Source organism: Arthrobacter sp. MYb227, assembly GCF_002975435.1.
Classification (GTDB): domain Bacteria; phylum Actinomycetota; class Actinomycetes; order Actinomycetales; family Micrococcaceae; genus Paeniglutamicibacter.
In genome coordinates this window covers 19,315-36,467 of sequence record NZ_PCPT01000011.1, presented here as the reverse complement: position 1 = coordinate 36,467, position 17,153 = coordinate 19,315, and the positions used below count along the sequence as shown (strand labels likewise).

The 17,153-nt window shown below is 57.9% G+C and carries 20 protein-coding genes and 1 other RNA gene; 14 read left to right on the top strand and 7 right to left on the bottom strand.

What is annotated here, in order from left to right:
• Positions 1–42 precede the first annotated feature (42 nt).
• Positions 43–1,674 (bottom strand): recombinase family protein, encoded by a 1,632-nt coding sequence (locus CQ018_RS16490; RefSeq protein WP_181149949.1) that lies wholly within the window; start codon positions 1,672–1,674, stop codon positions 43–45.
• A gap of 36 nt (positions 1,675–1,710) precedes the next feature.
• Between CQ018_RS16490 and CQ018_RS16485 the strand changes: the two genes are divergently transcribed.
• The 13 genes from CQ018_RS16485 (at position 1,711) to ssrA (ending at position 11,401) form a co-directional block, all read left to right on the top strand.
• Positions 1,711–1,959, top strand: a complete 249-nt coding sequence (locus tag CQ018_RS16485; RefSeq protein ID WP_181149948.1) for a hypothetical protein — start codon at positions 1,711–1,713, stop codon at positions 1,957–1,959.
• Positions 1,956–2,807, top strand: a complete 852-nt coding sequence (locus CQ018_RS16480; protein WP_105551112.1) for a type II secretion system F family protein — start codon at positions 1,956–1,958, stop codon at positions 2,805–2,807. The genes CQ018_RS16485 and CQ018_RS16480 overlap by 4 nt, the downstream gene beginning before the upstream one ends.
• 13 nt (positions 2,808–2,820) lie before the next feature.
• Positions 2,821–3,762 carry a type II secretion system F family protein gene (locus CQ018_RS16475; RefSeq protein WP_105551111.1) on the top strand — a complete coding sequence of 314 codons (942 nt, stop codon included), beginning with the start codon at positions 2,821–2,823 and terminating at the stop codon, positions 3,760–3,762.
• Between the two features lie 166 nt (positions 3,763–3,928).
• Positions 3,929–4,117: a hypothetical protein gene (locus CQ018_RS16470; RefSeq protein WP_258142670.1), complete on the top strand. Its 189-nt coding sequence runs from the start codon at positions 3,929–3,931 to the stop codon at positions 4,115–4,117.
• A gap of 58 nt (positions 4,118–4,175) precedes the next feature.
• Positions 4,176–4,685, top strand: coding sequence for a TadE family protein (locus CQ018_RS16465; protein ID WP_105551110.1), 510 nt, complete (start codon positions 4,176–4,178; stop codon positions 4,683–4,685).
• A gap of 130 nt (positions 4,686–4,815) precedes the next feature.
• Positions 4,816–5,199 (top strand): hypothetical protein, encoded by a 384-nt coding sequence (locus tag CQ018_RS16460; protein ID WP_105551109.1) that lies wholly within the window; start codon positions 4,816–4,818, stop codon positions 5,197–5,199.
• A gap of 40 nt (positions 5,200–5,239) precedes the next feature.
• On the top strand, positions 5,240–5,644 hold the full coding sequence (locus tag CQ018_RS16455; protein ID WP_105551108.1) for a hypothetical protein: 405 nt from the start codon (positions 5,240–5,242) through the stop codon (positions 5,642–5,644).
• A 67-nt stretch (positions 5,645–5,711) separates the two neighbouring features.
• The gene (gene prfB, locus CQ018_RS16450) at positions 5,712–6,827 is read left to right on the top strand and encodes a peptide chain release factor 2 (protein WP_105551107.1); all 1,116 of its coding nucleotides are present in this window, start codon (positions 5,712–5,714) and stop codon (positions 6,825–6,827) included.
• 235 nt (positions 6,828–7,062) lie between these two features.
• Positions 7,063–7,869: a cell division ATP-binding protein FtsE gene (gene ftsE / locus CQ018_RS16445; protein ID WP_105551106.1), complete on the top strand. Its 807-nt coding sequence runs from the start codon at positions 7,063–7,065 to the stop codon at positions 7,867–7,869.
• Complete coding sequence (ftsX, locus tag CQ018_RS16440; RefSeq protein ID WP_105551105.1) at positions 7,866–8,780, top strand: permease-like cell division protein FtsX; 915 nt, start codon at positions 7,866–7,868, stop codon at positions 8,778–8,780. The genes ftsE and ftsX overlap by 4 nt, the downstream gene beginning before the upstream one ends.
• Before the next feature lie 53 nt (positions 8,781–8,833).
• Positions 8,834–10,360, top strand: a complete 1,527-nt coding sequence (locus CQ018_RS16435) for a M23 family metallopeptidase (RefSeq protein ID WP_105551104.1) — start codon at positions 8,834–8,836, stop codon at positions 10,358–10,360.
• A gap of 57 nt (positions 10,361–10,417) precedes the next feature.
• Positions 10,418–10,903 carry an SsrA-binding protein SmpB gene (gene smpB / locus CQ018_RS16430; RefSeq protein ID WP_105551103.1) on the top strand — a complete coding sequence of 162 codons (486 nt, stop codon included), beginning with the start codon at positions 10,418–10,420 and terminating at the stop codon, positions 10,901–10,903.
• Positions 10,904–11,030: 127 nt separating this feature from the next.
• Positions 11,031–11,401, top strand: a transfer-messenger RNA (tmRNA) gene (gene ssrA, locus CQ018_RS16425).
• A gap of 446 nt (positions 11,402–11,847) precedes the next feature.
• On the opposite strand, the gene CQ018_RS20115 is transcribed toward ssrA, so the two are convergent.
• Entirely contained in the window at positions 11,848–12,303 is a 456-nt protein-coding gene (locus CQ018_RS20115; RefSeq protein ID WP_219844074.1) for a hypothetical protein, read from the bottom strand.
• A gap of 22 nt (positions 12,304–12,325) precedes the next feature.
• Here CQ018_RS20115 and CQ018_RS20110 point away from each other — a divergent pair, with 22 nt between their 5' ends.
• Positions 12,326–13,315, top strand: coding sequence for a YrdB family protein (locus tag CQ018_RS20110; protein ID WP_181149944.1), 990 nt, complete (start codon positions 12,326–12,328; stop codon positions 13,313–13,315).
• A 42-nt stretch (positions 13,316–13,357) separates the two neighbouring features.
• Here the strand turns inward: CQ018_RS20110 and CQ018_RS16415 are convergent, their stop codons facing one another.
• The 5 genes from CQ018_RS16415 to rsgA all read right to left on the bottom strand — a co-directional run bounded on the left by CQ018_RS16415 (position 13,358) and on the right by rsgA (position 17,152).
• On the bottom strand, positions 13,358–13,825 hold the full coding sequence (locus CQ018_RS16415) for a CrcB family protein (RefSeq protein ID WP_105551101.1): 468 nt from the start codon (positions 13,823–13,825) through the stop codon (positions 13,358–13,360).
• Entirely contained in the window at positions 13,822–14,313 is a 492-nt protein-coding gene (locus CQ018_RS16410) for a CrcB family protein (RefSeq protein ID WP_105551100.1), read from the bottom strand. The genes CQ018_RS16415 and CQ018_RS16410 overlap by 4 nt, the downstream gene beginning before the upstream one ends.
• A 25-nt stretch (positions 14,314–14,338) precedes the next feature.
• Positions 14,339–15,136, bottom strand: coding sequence for a metal-dependent transcriptional regulator (locus tag CQ018_RS16405; protein WP_105551099.1), 798 nt, complete (start codon positions 15,134–15,136; stop codon positions 14,339–14,341).
• On the bottom strand, positions 15,136–15,936 hold the full coding sequence (hisN, locus tag CQ018_RS16400; protein ID WP_105551098.1) for a histidinol-phosphatase: 801 nt from the start codon (positions 15,934–15,936) through the stop codon (positions 15,136–15,138). The genes CQ018_RS16405 and hisN overlap by 1 nt, the downstream gene beginning before the upstream one ends.
• A gap of 112 nt (positions 15,937–16,048) precedes the next feature.
• Complete coding sequence (rsgA, locus tag CQ018_RS16395; RefSeq protein WP_105551097.1) at positions 16,049–17,152, bottom strand: ribosome small subunit-dependent GTPase A; 1,104 nt, start codon at positions 17,150–17,152, stop codon at positions 16,049–16,051.
• Between the last annotated feature and the right edge of the window lies 1 nt (position 17,153).

The following is a 17,153-nucleotide window of genomic DNA, read 5'->3' as shown; positions in this document are numbered from 1 at the left end:
GGCAAAACATAGGCTAATCGGTGTGATTGTTACGCGACATGCCTAGTTGGACATGGCATGCTCCCGCATAGTGTTCAAATATTTTGCTGTAGCGAGTGACCGATCAAAGCCACCGCCCTCACGGTACGCTCGCCACCGCTCCAAAATTTCCAAACCCGCTGCCGGTGTCTCGGCAAACGGCACATGTTCCAACGCCGCCAACTGCTCAGCGTCAAACCGTGCCCCCAAATCAGCAGGGGAGCGCGGAACAAAACTAACCGTCTCGGGATTGAACTTGCACCCAGATTTGCCCTTCAGCATCACCACATGAAAGTTAGCTGAAATGAACGCGCGTCGATCATCAACCGGTAGGTTCAACCATTCCCTAAAGCGGTCATCAGCAACCTGCCTAGTCTCGGCAGAGTCAACCATCATGCCAGCACGCACAACATGCGTACCAATATTCCCAAGCTCAGACTCAAGAGCTTCACGTTGAGCCTTCAGTGATTGATTGAACGCCTGCAACTGTTGGAAGGTCATCAATCCAGTTGCTACAGCGTCACCCGCTTCAGCTTCACGCGTCGCCAAGTTCGCAAGCTCAGCCTTTAGCTCGGCAACCTTAGCCCCAAGTTCAGGTGACTTGGATTCATTGCCAGCACCATTCATAAGCATGCGCCAAACCCAGACCTCGGCCATGTGATCCATGCGTTCCATACGCTTAGCAACATGGCTACCGGTGCCCTTCTTACCAATATCCCGGCACTTATAAATCGGTGCCTTAGGTGTCTCGGGGTTCTTACCATCCTTGATTTTTCCCGGTTGCGTAATCTGCCCACAAGAACACTGCGCGATACCCGAAAGCAGATGCTTGGCAACCCGCGTCATGCTAGTACGCCGCTTGGGGTTATCCAGCACCGTGCACACCGCCCGCCAAACCTCTTCCGAAACAATCGGCGGCACAACGTCATCACTCATCACCTGATCCTTCACCACAAAGAATCCAGCATTACGCGGACGCATCAGTGTGCGCTTCAATGAGTTGGCATGCCAATCATTACCGAACGTACTTAGAAGCGCGCCACCCTCTCGCTCTGGGTCATTCCAGTCAGTACAGATAGCCCGCAGGGAACTGCCTTCAAGAATCGCATATGAAGCTTTCGCTAGTGCTTCAGCTTCACGCACATTTAGATCCCAATCAGACCCCTTGGGGTTCCAGCCAAACGGGCGAGGGCCACCCATGTAACGAGACTTAGAAGCAAGCTCCACACGCTTACGCTTCATACGCTCGGCCATCTGGTCAGCTTCTTTTTGAGCAACCGACCCCATGATGTGAGCAATCATCTTGCCGGTACTAGTCCGCAGGTCATACTCACCAGCGCTAACCGTTTGAATCGTGATCGAATGCGCTTCAACCAGCTCAATGAACGGCACAAGCTCAACCATCTTGCGAGTCAGGCGGTCATTGTGCCAGCACAAAATCGTGTCAACCTCTGCCAAACGCATAAGCATCGACTCATAACCCGGACGCTTACGCCCGTTGGACGCACTCATGTCGTTATCCGTGAACACCTCAACGACCTCAACCCCAAGGCTATCGGCGAGCGCCCGGCAGTCAGCTTCCTGACGGGCAACGCCCAAACCCTCTTTAGAGCGATCCTGGCTAATGCGGCAATAGATGAAAGCTTTCTTGGTCATACCAACACCATAACCAATACATGCAGTCTTTAGAACTTGGGTGTTCCCACCGTTGCAGCGTGTATCGACTTGGTGGTGCATTGCCGCAAAGACAGCGATGGACGTCGTTACGTACGCGAAGTATTAGGCCTGGGTCGCCGGGTTGAAAATGGTGCCATCGAGACCACCTCAATATTCGAAGCTACAGATGGAAATCTCGAACTCCAACCAGCAGCAGATTTGGCCCATCCAAAACTAGTCGATGCCGGAATTGATGTTGCTGCACTGGGGCGGGCAGTAGCATGAGCCTGCTCCTGGGATTGAGCCTGGGCTTTGGCCTACTACTGATATTCAATTCTTTCACCCCGCCAGCCGGGAACACCGGGCCCAAAAAGTCCTCCCGCATCGAACAATTATTACTCCGTGCCGGAATGGACAAGGTCACTAGAGCCGGATTCATTTACGCCTCGGTCACCAGCAGCATCATCGTGGGGCTGATCGTTTTAGTTCTCACCGGGGCCGGCATGATCTCGCTAACCTTCGCAGGATTCGGAGCCGCAGCACCCTTTGCCGTAGTGAACCATCAGGCGGCCAAGCGCAGTGCAGCCTTGCGCGAACAATGGCCCGATGTGGTGGACCATATCCGCTCGGCAATTCGTGCGGGACTCTCGCTACCCGAAGCCCTGACCCAACTTGGGGTTCAAGGACCCCTTGCCTTACGCCCGGCCTTTACCGACTTCGGGCTTGACTACCGCGCTACTGCCCGCTTTGAAGAATCCCTCAACCGGCTCTCCGACCGTCTGGCCGACCCGGTGGCAGACAAAATTGTTGCAGCACTACGTATCACCCGTGAAGTCGGAGGCACCGATCTTGGCGAAATGCTCGGAACCCTGAGCTCATTTCTTCGGGACGCGGCCAGAACCCGCGGAGAACTCGAAGCACGACAATCATGGACGGTTTCCGCGGCACGCCTTGCTGTTGCCGCGCCCTGGGTGATCCTCCTACTGCTAGCGGCCCAGCCGGCCGCCGTCTCAGCCTACTCAACGGTCACCGGAGTGATGGTACTTCTCTCGGGACTTGGCATCTCATTTGTTTGTTACCGCGCCATGATGCGCATTGGCAAACTCCCCGAGGAAGAACGGGTGTTCAGATGAAACGGGCACAGCCATGAAAAGCACAACAACCCTCGCCCTGCTACTGGGACTGATCCTGGGCTGCGGGCTATGGCTGGTCTTGGTACGCCTGCCCTTCATGCGGCCCATTAGCTTCGCAGACCGGATGGCCCCACACCTACGCAGCGGACGAACCTCCGCCCGCATGCTCAGCGAACCGCTTGCCGCACAAACCCCCTTCGGCCCATTGGGGCGCATCCTAGGCCCGCTGATCTCGGATCTTATCCGCAACACCGCACGACTAAACCCGGGCAACGAAGCACTTTCCCGCCGCCTAGCTAGAGCCGGACTCAAAACAAGTGTGCTTGACTTCCGCGCCCAACAATTACTCTGGTCAGCCGCGCTGACCCTCATCGGAGCAGCACTGATAGGACTAAACCTGCTCGCCGGACGATTCAACCCCATGCTCTCACTTGTCGTCCTGATTGGCTGTGCCATAGGTGGCTATCTCTTGCGTGATTGGTACTTGGGCGAACAAATCTCCCGCCGATCTAAACGCATCATTAACCAATTCCCAACCATCGCCGAACTCATGGCACTCGCCGTCGGCGCGGGGGAGAGCACCATCGGTTCCATCGAACGAGTTGCACGCAGTTCAACCGGGGCCCTGAGCGAAGAATTCTCCATGGCGCTCGCCGATGTCCGCTCCGGCTCCACACTGGTCTCGGCGCTGGCATCCATGGCCGATCGCATCGGGCTCACGGCGATGACACGTTTTGTTGACGCGATCACCGTGGCAGCTGAACGAGGCACCCCGATCGCCGCTGTGATGCGTGCCCAAGCTCAGGATGTGCGCGATGCAGCAAAGCGGGAATTGATGGAAACCGCCGGGAAAAAGGAAATAGGGATGATGGTTCCCGTTGTCTTTGGCGTGCTCCCGCTAACCATCGTTTTTGCCGTGTATCCGGGGCTTTCACTGATTGATATGAGCTACTGATGCGCCCCAAGCTCAGCGCGCATGCCGGTCAGCTATCCGGGAACATTCAACGATTGGGCTTCCCACCGGGGACGGCCCACTTCATCACCTGCACAAAAGTTCCGCCAAGGAGGGAACTATCATGAAAATGACAGAGAAGTTTGGATTGATGATCTTCTGCCTGGGTATGTGGTTGACCGATTCAACCACGACGCTCGTGCGCAAGGTACGGCGGGAGGAACGCGGAGACGTACCCGGATGGGTCATGATCACGCTCATGAGTGCGCTCTTGGTAGCGGCACTCATTGCGATCGCCGGGCCGCGCTTACAAGATCTGTTCAACCAAGCAATCGATCGCGTTGCCGGCATGAAATAACGGCTGAAGGGTGGCTAGCTGCGAAGCCTGAAGCTGCCCCCACATCCACACAAAAATCATGCCAATTTTTAGATCTTGCACCAGCAACCGCCACATAAAATCGGCTCAACGTCACGGGCCAAGAGACACCGCGCGCCACCGTGCGGGGCACCGGCCGAGCCGGAAACTATTTCGATACAGCTCCATTGACGCGCGGGCACAGCTCGAGCGGGGTTCGGCAGTTGCCGAGTTTGTGATGGTTAGTGCCCTACTCATCGCCGTTTTCCTGGGCGTTCTTCAACTCACTCTGGCGCTGCATGTGCGAAACACGCTGCTGGATGCCGCGGCAAATGGGGCACGGTACGGAACTCTTGCCGATCGAGGACCGGCCGATGGAGTCGCGCGCGCCCAAGAAATCATTACAGGTGCGTTGAATGCTTCCTACGCTACAAACGTCAAAGGAACCAGCGTCACCATAGGTGGACAACCGGGCCTAGTGATCACGGTGCGAGCGGGAGTTCCAATGATCGGGATGATCCCACTGTTTGCGCACTTTGAGGTCAGCGGTGAGGCAGTGCGCTATGGCTGAGCCGCGTCGCTACACAGTTAACTGCGCTGGAATATTGAGCAGTGTTGGCTTGCTGCCCGGGAGTGCTTGTGGATTACAGCCCACAACCCCTGATCAGGAGCCAGCCCAGAATGATGAATCAGGATCGGCTATGGTGGAATTCATCTTTTTGGTGACTTTGTTACTGGTTCCGCTGATCTATTTGGTGATAGCCGCCGGGGCCCTGCAAAGCGCAACCTATGCAGCGGTGGGCGCCGCCGACCACGGAGCCAAGGTATTTGTTAGCGCCGCCTCGGAGGCGGAAGCCAATGCTCGCGTATCGGATGCGGTGCGTAGGGCAGCAGCAAATATGGGTATCGAGGGGACACGGGTCTCCTACGGCTACAGCTGCACCGGCAGCTGCCTGGCCCCGGGTAGCACCGTCACCGTCCAAGTCACCGTGGATACCGTGCTTCCCTTGCTCCCGGCAGCCTGGACCCCGCGCACCGGTAGCGTGAAATCAAGTGCAACGCACCGGGTCGATCGTTATGGCTAGGTGCAATATTTGCCAGAAGAGAGACGAATCGGGTCAGTCAATGATCCTGATCATAGGCATGATCGCCATTGCCCTGCTGGTGATCTCCGTGGTCCTTGCCGCAACTGCAGTCAACGCTCAGGCACGCAGGTTGCTCTCGGTTGCAGACGGAGCGGTGGCGGCGGCAGCGGATAACTTTGATCTCAAGGCCCATGGCGCAAACGAGGCAACGCTGTCACTGAACCCGGCCCAGGTACGCGCCGCCGCATCCAAGTACATTGCCGAGGTGGAAGCCGGTAGCCAATTCGCTGGCCTACACATTATTTCCGCCGGCGTACAGGGCGATTCACTCACGGCTCACTTGAAATTAGGTGCGGTGGTACATCCACCAATTATTGGCTGGATGGTGCCCTCGGGGGTGTCGATTTCCGTCGAAGCAAAGGCTCGAACCTTGTTGACCCGTTAAACCCACACCGCAATAATGCCTCTGCACGCCAAGAACCACCGCTGAGATGTCGTAGGCTGGAAGCACCATGGCTTCAACTGACTTCCCCGCAGAAATCCGCGCATTGCGCTCCACCTACGCCTCCATCGAAGAGGTCTCCGACCTGCCGCGCATTCGCGCAGACATCGAGATGCTCTCCGAGGAAGCCGGTGTGCCAAATTTGTGGGACAACCCGGCAGCCGCACAGGTGGTGACCTCCAAACTCTCGCACCGCCAGTCCGAGCTTGAGCGCATCACCAAGATCGCAACCCGCATCGATGACCTCGAGGTTCTGGTTGAGCTCGCCGAGATGGAGGGCGATGCAGACTCGCTTGCCGAGGCCAACGACGAGCTCAAGGCAGTGAGCAAGGCGCTTGCCGACCTCGAAGTTGTCACGCTGCTCTCCGGAGAATTCGATTCGCGTGAGGCCGTGGTGACGATTCGGGCTGGTGCCGGTGGCGTCGATGCCGCCGACTTCGCAGAAATGCTGTTGCGTATGTACCTGCGCTGGGCGGAAAAGCATGGCTACTCAACCCGCGTGATGGATACCTCCTACGCCGAAGAAGCCGGCCTGAAATCTGCAACCTTTGAGGTCAACGCGCCCTACGCGTTTGGCACACTCTCGGTTGAGGCGGGTACCCACCGCTTGGTGCGCATCTCCCCGTTCGATAACCAGGGTCGCCGTCAGACCTCCTTTGCCGCGGTAGAAGTCATTCCGCTGATCGAGCAAACCGACTCCATCGAGATCCCAGAAAATGAGATCAAGGTCGACGTGTACCGCTCCTCGGGCCCCGGTGGGCAGTCGGTGAACACCACCGACTCCGCGGTACGCATGACCCACATTCCCACCGGCATCGTGGTGTCGATGCAGAATGAAAAGTCACAGATCCAGAACCGTGCCGCGGCCCTGCGCGTGCTGCAATCACGTTTGCTGCTCGTCAAAAAGGCCGAAGCCGACGCCAAGAAGAAGCAGCTTGCCGGGGATGTAAAGGCATCGTGGGGAGACCAGATGCGCTCCTACGTGCTTAATCCGTACCAGATGGTCAAGGATTTGCGCACCGAATACGAGGTTGGCAACACCTCCGGTGTACTCGATGGCGAGATCGACGATTTCATCGATGCCGGTATTCGCTGGCGTGCAACCCAACGCCGCCCGCAGTCCTAAATGCGGTAAAGCCCACAAACACTTTTGCCTAGCTATCAAACAGTAGTCAAAAGGTATCTTGCTGCCCTTGCAGGCACCACACACCCGATACCCAGTTTCGTGACACGCCTAAGCGGTGTGCCGTGCAGATCCCGCGGTGCCGATAGAGTGCAAGGGCTGGCCTTGTTGAATCTCCCTATAAGACAAAGTCCCGTTCCCTGGATCCTCTGCCGGCGATCCGACGGGCAGAGCTGTGATGATTAGATTCGAAAACGTGACGATGGTCTATGACCAGAAGTCCCGTCCCGGTTTGGACGACATCAGTATTGAGATCGACCGCGGCGACTTTGCGTTCCTCGTGGGCCCCTCGGGCTCGGGCAAGTCCACGTTCCTGGGCTTGGTGCTGCGCGAACTTATCGCCACCGGCGGTTCGGTACACGTAGCAGGCCAAAACGTTGCCCGCATTCCCTCCTGGCGTGTGCCCAAATTGCGCCGCGGCATCGGTGTGGTCTTCCAGGATTTCCGCCTGCTGGAGCAGAAGAACGTCTTTGACAACGTTGCCTTTGCCATGCAGGTTATTGGCGAGAGCCGAAGTGCCATCCGCGAACACGTCCCCGAGGTGCTGAAAATGGTCGGCCTCGAGGGCAAGGAAAAACGCAAGCCACATGAGCTTTCCGGCGGTGAAAAGCAGCGCGTTGCCATTGCACGCGCCATTGCGAATAAGCCGGCAATCTTATTGGCCGATGAACCCACCGGTAACCTTGATCCGGCCACCAGCGTCGGCATCATGAACGTGCTCGATAGGATCAACCAAAACGGTACAACTGTCCTGATGGCAACCCACGATGATGGAATCGTAAACTCGATGCGCCGACGCGTCATCGAACTTTCCGAGGGCCATATCGTGCGCGATGAAAAGCTAGGCGAATACACCTCGATGATCCCGGTGATCAACCAGGACGGCACTCGTGAACTACGTGTCGCAACCCCCGGGGAACGAAGCAAGGCCGCACCCGGCAAGCAGGCCTTCGCCCCGTTCGACACAGAGGATGACATGCCATGAGGCTAGGATTTGTACTTTCCGAGGTCGCAGCCGGCCTGCGCCGCAACCTCTCCATGGTGATTTCGGTTATCCTTGTCACCTTCGTTTCGCTGACCTTCGTGGGTGCCGCGGCACTGCTGCAAATGCAGATCACCCAGATGAAGGGCTACTGGTATGACAAGGTCCAGGTAGCAATCTTCCTGTGTGGTGAAGACAATGAATCAATGACCTGTGCCGATGGTGCCATCACCGATGCCCAGCGCACCGATATCCAGGGCATGCTCGAATCCGCCGCAGTTTCTCCCTATGTGGCAAGCTTCGAATACGAGGACAAGGCCCAGGCCCTGACGCATTTCCGCGAACAGTTTGAAAACTCGGCAATCGTTGACACCGTCACCGCCGATCAGCTGCCCGAATCTTTTCGCGTCTCACTCGTAGACCCGGAAAAATATGAGGTGATCAACGAACTCTTCTCTTCAATGAAGGGCGTCGATGTTGTCATTGACCAGCGCGAACTGCTGGAAAAGATCTTCTCAATCATCAATATCGCCTCGGTGGTAGCCATTGGCATTGCCGCCGTTATGATCGTATGTGCAGTGCTTTTGGTGGGTACCACCATCAGGCTCTCGGCGTTTACTAGACGCCGTGAAACCGGCATTATGCGTCTTGTTGGAGCATCGAAAGCCTCGATTCAGCTGCCCTTTGTGATGGAAGGTGTGATCGCTGGCTTACTCGGTGCACTGCTTGCTTCCGGGGTGTTGTGGGGCATGGCCCGTTTCTTCATCGATGGCAAACTTGCACGAGAATATCCGGATACCGCGTTCATCTCCACCAGCGAAGTATTCATCGTTGCGCCAGCTCTGATTCTGTTGGGTGTTCTTCTTGCTGGTGTATCGTCGATCATAACCTTGCGGCGTTACTTGAAGGTTTAGCACGTCGTGTTCATGCCTGATGCTCATTCTCACCCCCGGGATTAAGGAAATTTATGCTGGCCAAAGCAGTATGGTGCCGAATCGCACGCGCCGGAATTGTTGGCACGCTCTCCGTAGCGTTGCTAGTCTCCGGCGGTATCGGTGCCAACGCCGACGAGCTTGACGACCGTAAGACCGAACTTCAGCAGAACTACAGTGATCTGAACGAAGATCTTGAATACCTTGATGCCGATATCAAGGAAGCCGACGCAGAATTGCGCGGCTACCAGGCACAGCTTCCCGCTGCTCGCTTGGCCTTGGCCGATGCCGAGGGCCGGGTGCAACGGGCCTCGGATGAGGTTGCAGATCTTGAGCGTCGACTCCAATCGGCACGTGAAACCCGCGATCAGTTGACCGTGAAGATGGCCGAGGACAAGGTCAAGCTCGAAGAAAGCAAGAAGATCATTGGTCGGATCGCAACCCAGGCATACAAGCGCGGGGGAGTGTCCTCGGATTTGACCTTGATGCTCAACGTCAGCGCCTCGGGCAACCTAGCCACCGGCATGGATCTGGCCGACCAAGCCATGCGTTCACAAAACGCAGCGCTGGATCGGTTGACCCAGCAATCAGCGACCGATGCCAACGCGAAGCTTCGTTTGGCCGCGGTTGAAGGCGAAATCACAGATTTCAAGGCGCAGGCCGATGCCGCTTTGGCTCGTGAACAATCGGCTCGAGCCGAGGCCGAAGCCAAGAAGGCCGATCTTGACGGAATCATTTCGCAGACAGAATCGCTCAGCGCCACGTTGGTAGCCAAGAAGCCAATTTTTCAGGCCAAGATTGAAGCGAATGAAAAAGAAACTGCCGCGGTAAACGTGCAGATCAAGGAACGCCAGGAGCGTTTGATCCGTGAGGAAGCCGAGCGTAAGCGCAAGGCGGCCGAGGCGGAGGCCAAACGCCAGGCCGAGGCCAAGGCCAAGTGGGAAAAAGAGCAGGCCGAAAAGAAGGCTGCATGGGAGCGGGAACAAGCAAGGATCGAGGCTGCCGAAAAGAAGGCAGCTGCCGATGCCAGGAAGAACGCTTCGGCAACCACCTCGAAGAAGCCTGCAAATAAGCCCAAGCCCTACGAGAAGCCTTCCTACGTTGCACCCAAGCCGCCGGCTTCGACGGCCGACCGCAGCTCCTGGGGTCTGATCCGTCCGGTCTCCGGTGGTCGACAGACCTCAAGCTTTGGCTGGCGCCCAACCCCGGCCGGAACCATTGACTATGGTGGACGCGGCGGTTACGTCCACGCCGGTGTTGACTGGGGCTTTGGTGGCCAATGCGGTACGCCTGTTGTAGCTGCTGCCGATGGTGAAGTGTGGTTCGCTGGCTGGGGCGGAAGCTCCGGTAATAAAGTGACCATCAGCCACGGTGTGATTCGAGGTAAGGCACTTGCCACCAACTATCACCACATGCAGCGCATCGTTGCTCGCAATGGGCAACGCGTAAAGCAGGGTCAAGTCATTGGTTACGTTGGCACCACGGGTAACTCAACCGGCTGCCACATGCACTTTGAAACTATCGTCAACGGTGCAGCAGTGAACCCATTGGGACTTCTCTAGGGCTAAACTGTAGTTTCGGTTGACTAAGAATTACCTGCGTAGAGAGGAGGCTGAAACGTGGCCAAAAAAGAGCAGGGAGAACGAATCATTGCCAGTAACCGCAAGGCACGGCATGATTACGAAATCCTCGATACGTTTGAAGCTGGAATGGTGCTCAGCGGCACCGAAGTGAAGTCCCTGCGCGAGGGCAAAGCGTCGTTGGTAGATGGGTTTGGTCAGTTTTACCGCGACGAGCTTTACATAGAGAACGTCTATATTCCCGAGTATCTCAACGGATCATGGACCAACCATGCTGCACGCCGCCGCCGCAAGCTGTTGCTGCACCGCCAAGAGCTCACCAAAATTGAACGCAAGATCACCGAGGCTGGTCTGACCATCGTCCCGTTGAGCCTGTACTTCAAGAATGGGCGCGCCAAGATCGAGATCGGTGTCGCGCGAGGCAAGAAGGAATACGACAAACGCCATACCTTGCGTGAGAAGCAGGATAACCGGGAAGCACAGCGCATGTTGCGCGAGCGCAACCGCGGAATCCGCGAGCAGTAATACAACAAAATTCCATGGGGGAACCCGCGGGGAATAGACGAGACGCTTTTGTGCGTTAGACTATATATCCACGGGTAAACCGTGGCGTTGGGATCGTACCTAGTGCGATTCATTGACAACAAAATACGGGGATGATCGGTTTCGACGGTGTGAGTCGCGACAAGTGAAGCGGGCCGAGGATGCAAAGTTATCTCGTAAACGATCTTTGCAAAACAATAAGTGCCGACTCAAAGCGCACTGACTTCGCTCTCGCTGCCTAAGCAGCCAGAGTAGTCCGTTAGCCAGGGGATGCTATCGCCCCTGTTCCTAACGTCATTTAGATAGCCACTGCGGGAAGTTAGTGTTACCGGAACTTCCTGCATAATTTAGGTAACTGTGCTTGGATCAGCCGCTTGTTTGCGTGACGGCTGGAGCAGAGAAAATCCACTGCAAACTGCGCCCGGAGAAGACCTGGCAACACCACATCGGACGGGAGTTCAATTCTCCCCATCTCCACAACTACCGGCTTCGGAATCGACATGATTCCGGGGCCGGTTTTGTTTAACCGGAGCCCTTGTTGGCGAGCTAAGCCTTTTTGTTGGCCCCTGTCGCGCAGAAGAATAATGAAACACAGGTTCCCTTACGAGAAACAGGTGCAAATTCTCGGTGTCATCTGGTACGTGCTCGCCCCGGTGTGCCGGTGATGCTGGCTCTTGAACGTGCGGCATAGACTTGAAGGGTAAAAGATGGGCTTGGCGTATGCCGAGCAAAGTCGAGTGCCGGTGAGGAACAGTTATCATGCAGAAGCAACCAGCGTCCCCAAACGGCGCGCCCGCAGAGAATGGCAACACCGGAATCCCAGGAAAAGCGCAACGGACTGTAACTTCAAAGCCCGGAGCCCCCACACCGCAAACGCCCAAACCGGAGGCACCGGCCTCAGCGGTGTCTAAACCATCTGCTCAACCTCAGACCGTAGCGAAGCCAAAGTCGGCGGCCAAGAACGCGCCTGCGGCTAAAATTAAGCCAGTGACTGGTGCAGCGTTGAGCGCCTCCACCGTTCGGCCTGCGCGAAACGAGAAAAGTGTTGCACAGCTTTCGCCAATAAAACCACCGAGCGAGGTTCCGACGTCTGACGCTAAACCGGTGGTGGCCCAACAAAGGCCTAACTCAACGTCAAAACCCGCTGTGCCAAAACCAGTTGCGCCAAAGCCCTCAACGGTAAGACCCGAGTCTAAAACACAGAACCGTGATTTACCCGTGGCAAGGACCAGTCCGCGGGCTTCAGTCTCGGGGAGTGTTGTAAAGCCGCACAAGCCATCTGCACCGGTAGCTCCGGGAACTACACTGGCTCCGGGTGCCCCCAAAGAACCGATTGCTACCGCCAGCGAAAAATCACAAGCCAAGGACGCCGATACTGGCAAGGAAGCTGTGCAGGGTAAAATCTTGCACAGCAGTGTTCTCGAAACCGCGGGAGACACCGCAACAGCTGCCAAACCGACACCCACATCGGCTCCCAAGCTTTCAGCAAAACCTCGCCAGCCGGGCAAACCTGCCACGCCGTCTGAGAAAACACCACCAGTTACTCCAACAGCAACCGTTGACTCAGCGAAAGTGGCGGAAGAGCTAAAAGCGGCCGCAACACCAGCACCGGTGAACGTTAACACACCGGTGACCGGCCGAGCCGCAGAAAATCAAATCTCGCAGGGCAGCCGGGCCGATTCTGCGGGTACACCGGATACCGTTGCAGCAAAATCACCGGCCAAAGCCCAAAGCACAGACATCAATCGTGGCGATGAACAGCTACCGGATTCTGAACAAGCAAAGATGGCCGAACTATCCGAAGTGCTAGCGCAAGATGCACCAGGAAGCGAAGAAAAAACCGACGCAGAACCCGTGGTAGCGGGTGCACGGGAGGCAAACCCGCAACAAAAATCTCCTGCCGAGGCGCAAGAATCGGTAGAACCACACAACGTGCCGGCCGAACCAACCCCCGAATCTAAAAAATCTGGTGCAATACTGAGCCTCCTGCTTGGCGTCTCGTTTGTGCTCGAGGTGGCATTGCTTGGTGCTGTCGCATTCGGTGCCATGTGGGCCCTTCCGCACGTGAACCCCATCGTCGCCATCTTGGTGACGGTTGTACCGCTGATGATCTTCTGGGGGCTCTTCATGTCCCCGAAGGCTAGCTTCAGGATTGCTTCGGTCATGCATGCGGTATTAGCACATGTGTTATTCATCGGTGGTGGGTTGCTACTCTTCCTTGCCGGGCAGCCGATTCTGGCCATCGCGATGGGCGCACTGACCGCATTGAGCTTGGGGCTCACACTGGTGGTTGGTGGTCAAGGTGTGATCACCGAGGCAGTTGCCACACGTAAGGCACAGGCCGGGGGAGCAACGGGCACTGGCAAGGGGTCGGGCCGCCGCGCGGCACGGTAAATCTTGAGCAGGTTAGTGAAAGCTAGGCGCCGGTGAGGGCCCTCAAAACAACGTTGGGATGTAATATCCGAGTGATCCGGCCGCAAGGCCGGCGGCAAGGCTCACTCCGAGGTATGCCAAAGCCATGGTGCGGGCCCCGGAACGCGACAACGCTAACACCGAAACCATCAGGGTGCTCATGGTGCTCAGAGAGCCGCAGAAGCCGATGCTCAGCGCCAGCAACACCAATGATACTGAGAATGACAATGGATCCCCGGCGCCTTGGGCGTTAAGGAGCCGATCCAGCTGCAGTTGCACCCCGGTGTGTGCTGCAACGCCAAGAATGCCTGCCATTAGAAAACATGCGAGTGTGTTAGCGCTGAAGATTCCCCACGGAAAATAATGTTTGCGTCTGGGAGCCTGGCGTACCTGCGCAGCGGTGAAGCTCACATCGATCAGATAGCGTAGCATCGCTCCGGCGGCTCCAGCCAGGGCCAGAACCACCAGAGCAGTAAGCGAAAGAAAACTCATGATTCTTCACCCGAGCTCTGGCTCGGCCCCTGCCATGGCTCGCGAGCATCGGTGCCTTCTAAGATCATCGGGCCGCGGCCCTTGGCGGAGTAGTGCGCTTCCGTGAGTCGCACAGCTAGCCATGCGGCAAGCCCGCACAAGCCCAGGGAAAGTCCGACGTAGAGCAACGCCAGAGCCACGGGAGCACCAAGTAGGAAAATGACAAGCGTTGAAAATGTGGTGAAGGCCCCCAGAAATCCTGTGCCTATTCCCGCACGGCACCAGTCACGCAGGCGCGGATGAACAGCAAAATAGACACTGAAGAATCCGAGCGCGGCGGTCCCTGTGACGTTCACGGCTAGGGTAGTTGCAGGAAACGCCGGATTCTCGGGAATCAGTACCGCTAGCAGGATCCGTGCCGCGGCACCCAAAAAGCCACCCAGCGCGACGGCCAACAACGAGCCGACGGAAAAATGGGGGCCTTCTGGTGCCTGTTTGCGCTGCTGCATGCCGGGGGCTAGCTACCCAATGGCCCTAGGCACCGGTACTACCGCTCGCCTTGACCCCGGAGTCATTCCCTGCCGCTTGCTCATGAGCAGGCGAATGGGGCAGCACCCACAGCATTGTCTCGTCAATTGCCGAGAGATCGGCATGCGGAACAGTGATCAGCGCGCCGGGGGAGATACCCAGCTCGGTGCAACGGCGTAACCAGGCAGGATCCTCATCGCTAATACGACTGACAATGACCTGAGAACTGATCACGCCCGGGGTAGCGCTTGGCGCGCTGGTGACGGTACGTGAGCTGCTTGTGGTGCTTGTACGTCGTGCGTCCTCAGACACCGGGTACAAGAACCTGTCCAGGCGGATGGCCGGTGGCATCAACACCGTACCATCGGGCCCGGGAATTGGGTCCCCATGCGGATCGGCAGCCGGGTTGCCCAGCCGCTCGGCTAACGCATCGATGAAACGCGTGGAGACCGTGTGTTCTAGGCGTTCGGCCTCCTCATGGACCTCATCCCAGCCATAGCCCAGCTCCTTGAGCAGGAATGTTTCGATGAGTCGGTGCCGGCGGACCACCGAGAGAGCCGCCAAGCGTCCGGCATCGGTAAATTCAATGGCACCGTAGCGCGGGTGGATCAGCAGATTCTTGCCGGCCAATTTGGAGACCATTGAGGTGGCGGAGGCCGGTGCCACACCCAGTTGGGCGGCGATGTTCCCCGTGGTGACGGGGTCGGACTCCCATTCGGTGAGCGCGTAGAGCGCCTTGAGGTAGTTTTCCTCGCTACTTGTCAGCGGTGCGCTGGGCACGGCCGCATCCTGACCCCGTGGCATTAGCGGCCAGCGTTCAGGATCTCTAGCGCGGCATCATGCAAGAGCGTGTTGCTGGCGATGGCATTGCCACCATTGCAGCCTTCGACGCCCTCGACGGAGGTGAAACGGCCACCGGCTTCGCGCACGATCGGCACCAGGGCCGCCATATCGTAGAGGCTCAGTTCCGGTTCGCAGGCAAGATCTACTGCGCCCTCGGCGACCATGCAATAGGACCAGAAATCCCCGTAGGCGCGCGTGCGCCACAGCGAATCGGTCAGCTCGATGAAGTTATCGCGTTGCCCGCGTTCCTTCCACCCGCTCAGCGAGGAGTAGGAAAGAGAAGCGTCGGAAAGTTTGGCAACCGAGGAGACCTGCAAGCGATGGGCGCTGGCCATCGATTTGCCCGTGTAGGCACCCATATCTTTGGCTGCCCACCAGCGCCGGTTCAGTGCCGGCGCGGAAACCAGCCCGACCACCGGTTCGCCGTCCTCAATCAACGCGATCAGCGTGGCCCAGACCGGGACGCCGCGTACAAAGTTTTTGGTCCCGTCGATGGGGTCAATGACCCAGTGGCGGTTTGACTTGCCGGTGGTGCCAAATTCTTCGCCGGTGATCGCATCGCGTGGCCGGGCACGGGAAAGATGTGAACGGATGGCCTGCTCGGCGGCCTTATCCGCATCGGAGACCGGGGTGAGGTCCGGTTTGGTTTCAACAACCAGGTCCACTGCCTTGAAGCGGGAAAGGGTCAACGAGTCGACCGAGTCCGCAATCACATGGGCCAGGCGCAGATCGTCGTTGTACGTCATCACATCGGTGTTCATGGAGTTAAACCTATCCCAGTTGGGGTGTTGCACGGGTGTTGATGTCAGCTGCGCCCCCTGCGAATTTTCGATCCGCGATGCATTACGGAGCCCGAGGAGTCTTGGCACCGGTCTAGAACGCGCCAAGTTCCTTGGCTTCGGTGCTCTCATCTTGGCCCAGCAGGCGGCGGAAGGAGTCGAGCCTGGCGATGCCGATGGTCCCGGCTTCACCGGAAGCCACCCAGATGTCTAGCGCGCAATGCGGTTCGGAGGCCTTATGGGTGCAACCACGTTCGCAATCCGCGGCAATGGGTTCCAGATCATCGAACGCCTTGAGAATGTTTTCCGGGTCCACGAGGGCCAACCCAAAGGAGCGGATGCCCGGGGTGTCGATGATCCAGGTGCCTTCCGGTGCATCGTCAACGCGTAGCGCCAGCGCGGAGGAAGAGGTATGTCTGCCGCGGCCGGTCACGGCGTTGACATTACCGGTGGCCCGCGCGGCGCCGGTCAGCGCATTGACAAGCGTGGATTTACCCACGCCCGAATGCCCAATGACCACCGAAACCCGGCCGGCAAGCATTTCACGCAACTCTTCAACGGGGGTTCCGGCCAAACGTGCCGAGGCACCATCGGCGGAACGCGCATCGATGCCCGTGGCCGACTCGTCGGTGGTACGCGAGACAATAATGTCGATATCCAGGTGCCGGTAGTTCTCCAAGAACGGTTCCGGGTCGCGCACATCGGCCTTTGTCACACACAAGAGCGGGGAGATCCCGGCATCGAATGCCGCAACAATGGCACGGTCGATGAACCCGGCGCGTGGCTCCGGGTTGGCAGCTGCCACCACGATCACCAGCTGGTCGACGTTTGCCACAACCACGCGCTCCACCGGGTCGGTGTCATCGGCGCTGCGGCGCAGCAACGTTGAACGTTCCTGGATACGCACCAGCCGGGCCAAGGTGTCAGGTTCCCCGGAGGTGTCGCCCACCAGGGCGACGAAATCTCCGGGGACCACCGGGTTACGGCGCAACTCACGGGCTCGGGCGGCAACCACCACACGCTCTTGCGGGGTGTCCTCGTCGAGGATGGCCCGGTAGCGACCACGATCCACCGTGATAATGCGCCCGATGAGCGCATCGTCGTAGGCGGGGCGGTCCTTGGTGCGTGGGCGGGTGCCCTTCTTGTTGGGGCGGATGCGAACATCCGATTCGTCCCAGTCCCGTGCGTTACGTGCCATG

Excerpts from the sequence above, each read along its gene's own strand:
- CQ018_RS16490 (WP_181149949.1), bottom strand. The coding sequence starts at position 1,674 with ATGACCAAGAAAGCTTTCATCTATTGCCGCATTAGCCAGGATCGCTCT.
- CQ018_RS16480 (WP_105551112.1), top strand. The coding sequence starts at position 1,956 with ATGAGCCTGCTCCTGGGATTGAGCCTGGGCTTTGGCCTACTACTGATA.
- CQ018_RS16475 (WP_105551111.1), top strand. The coding sequence starts at position 2,821 with ATGAAAAGCACAACAACCCTCGCCCTGCTACTGGGACTGATCCTGGGC.
- CQ018_RS16470 (WP_258142670.1), top strand. The coding sequence starts at position 3,929 with ATGTGGTTGACCGATTCAACCACGACGCTCGTGCGCAAGGTACGGCGG.
- CQ018_RS16465 (WP_105551110.1), top strand. The coding sequence starts at position 4,176 with ATGCCAATTTTTAGATCTTGCACCAGCAACCGCCACATAAAATCGGCT.
- CQ018_RS16460 (WP_105551109.1), top strand. The coding sequence starts at position 4,816 with ATGGTGGAATTCATCTTTTTGGTGACTTTGTTACTGGTTCCGCTGATC.
- CQ018_RS16455 (WP_105551108.1), top strand. The coding sequence starts at position 5,240 with ATGATCCTGATCATAGGCATGATCGCCATTGCCCTGCTGGTGATCTCC.
- prfB (WP_105551107.1), top strand. The coding sequence starts at position 5,712 with ATGGCTTCAACTGACTTCCCCGCAGAAATCCGCGCATTGCGCTCCACC.
- ftsE (WP_105551106.1), top strand. The coding sequence starts at position 7,063 with ATGATTAGATTCGAAAACGTGACGATGGTCTATGACCAGAAGTCCCGT.
- ftsX (WP_105551105.1), top strand. The coding sequence starts at position 7,866 with ATGAGGCTAGGATTTGTACTTTCCGAGGTCGCAGCCGGCCTGCGCCGC.
- CQ018_RS16435 (WP_105551104.1), top strand. The coding sequence starts at position 8,834 with ATGCTGGCCAAAGCAGTATGGTGCCGAATCGCACGCGCCGGAATTGTT.
- CQ018_RS16415 (WP_105551101.1), bottom strand. The coding sequence starts at position 13,825 with ATGAGTTTTCTTTCGCTTACTGCTCTGGTGGTTCTGGCCCTGGCTGGA.
- CQ018_RS16410 (WP_105551100.1), bottom strand. The coding sequence starts at position 14,313 with ATGCAGCAGCGCAAACAGGCACCAGAAGGCCCCCATTTTTCCGTCGGC.
- CQ018_RS16405 (WP_105551099.1), bottom strand. The coding sequence starts at position 15,136 with ATGCCACGGGGTCAGGATGCGGCCGTGCCCAGCGCACCGCTGACAAGT.
- hisN (WP_105551098.1), bottom strand. The coding sequence starts at position 15,936 with ATGAACACCGATGTGATGACGTACAACGACGATCTGCGCCTGGCCCAT.
- rsgA (WP_105551097.1), bottom strand. The coding sequence starts at position 17,152 with ATGGCACGTAACGCACGGGACTGGGACGAATCGGATGTTCGCATCCGC.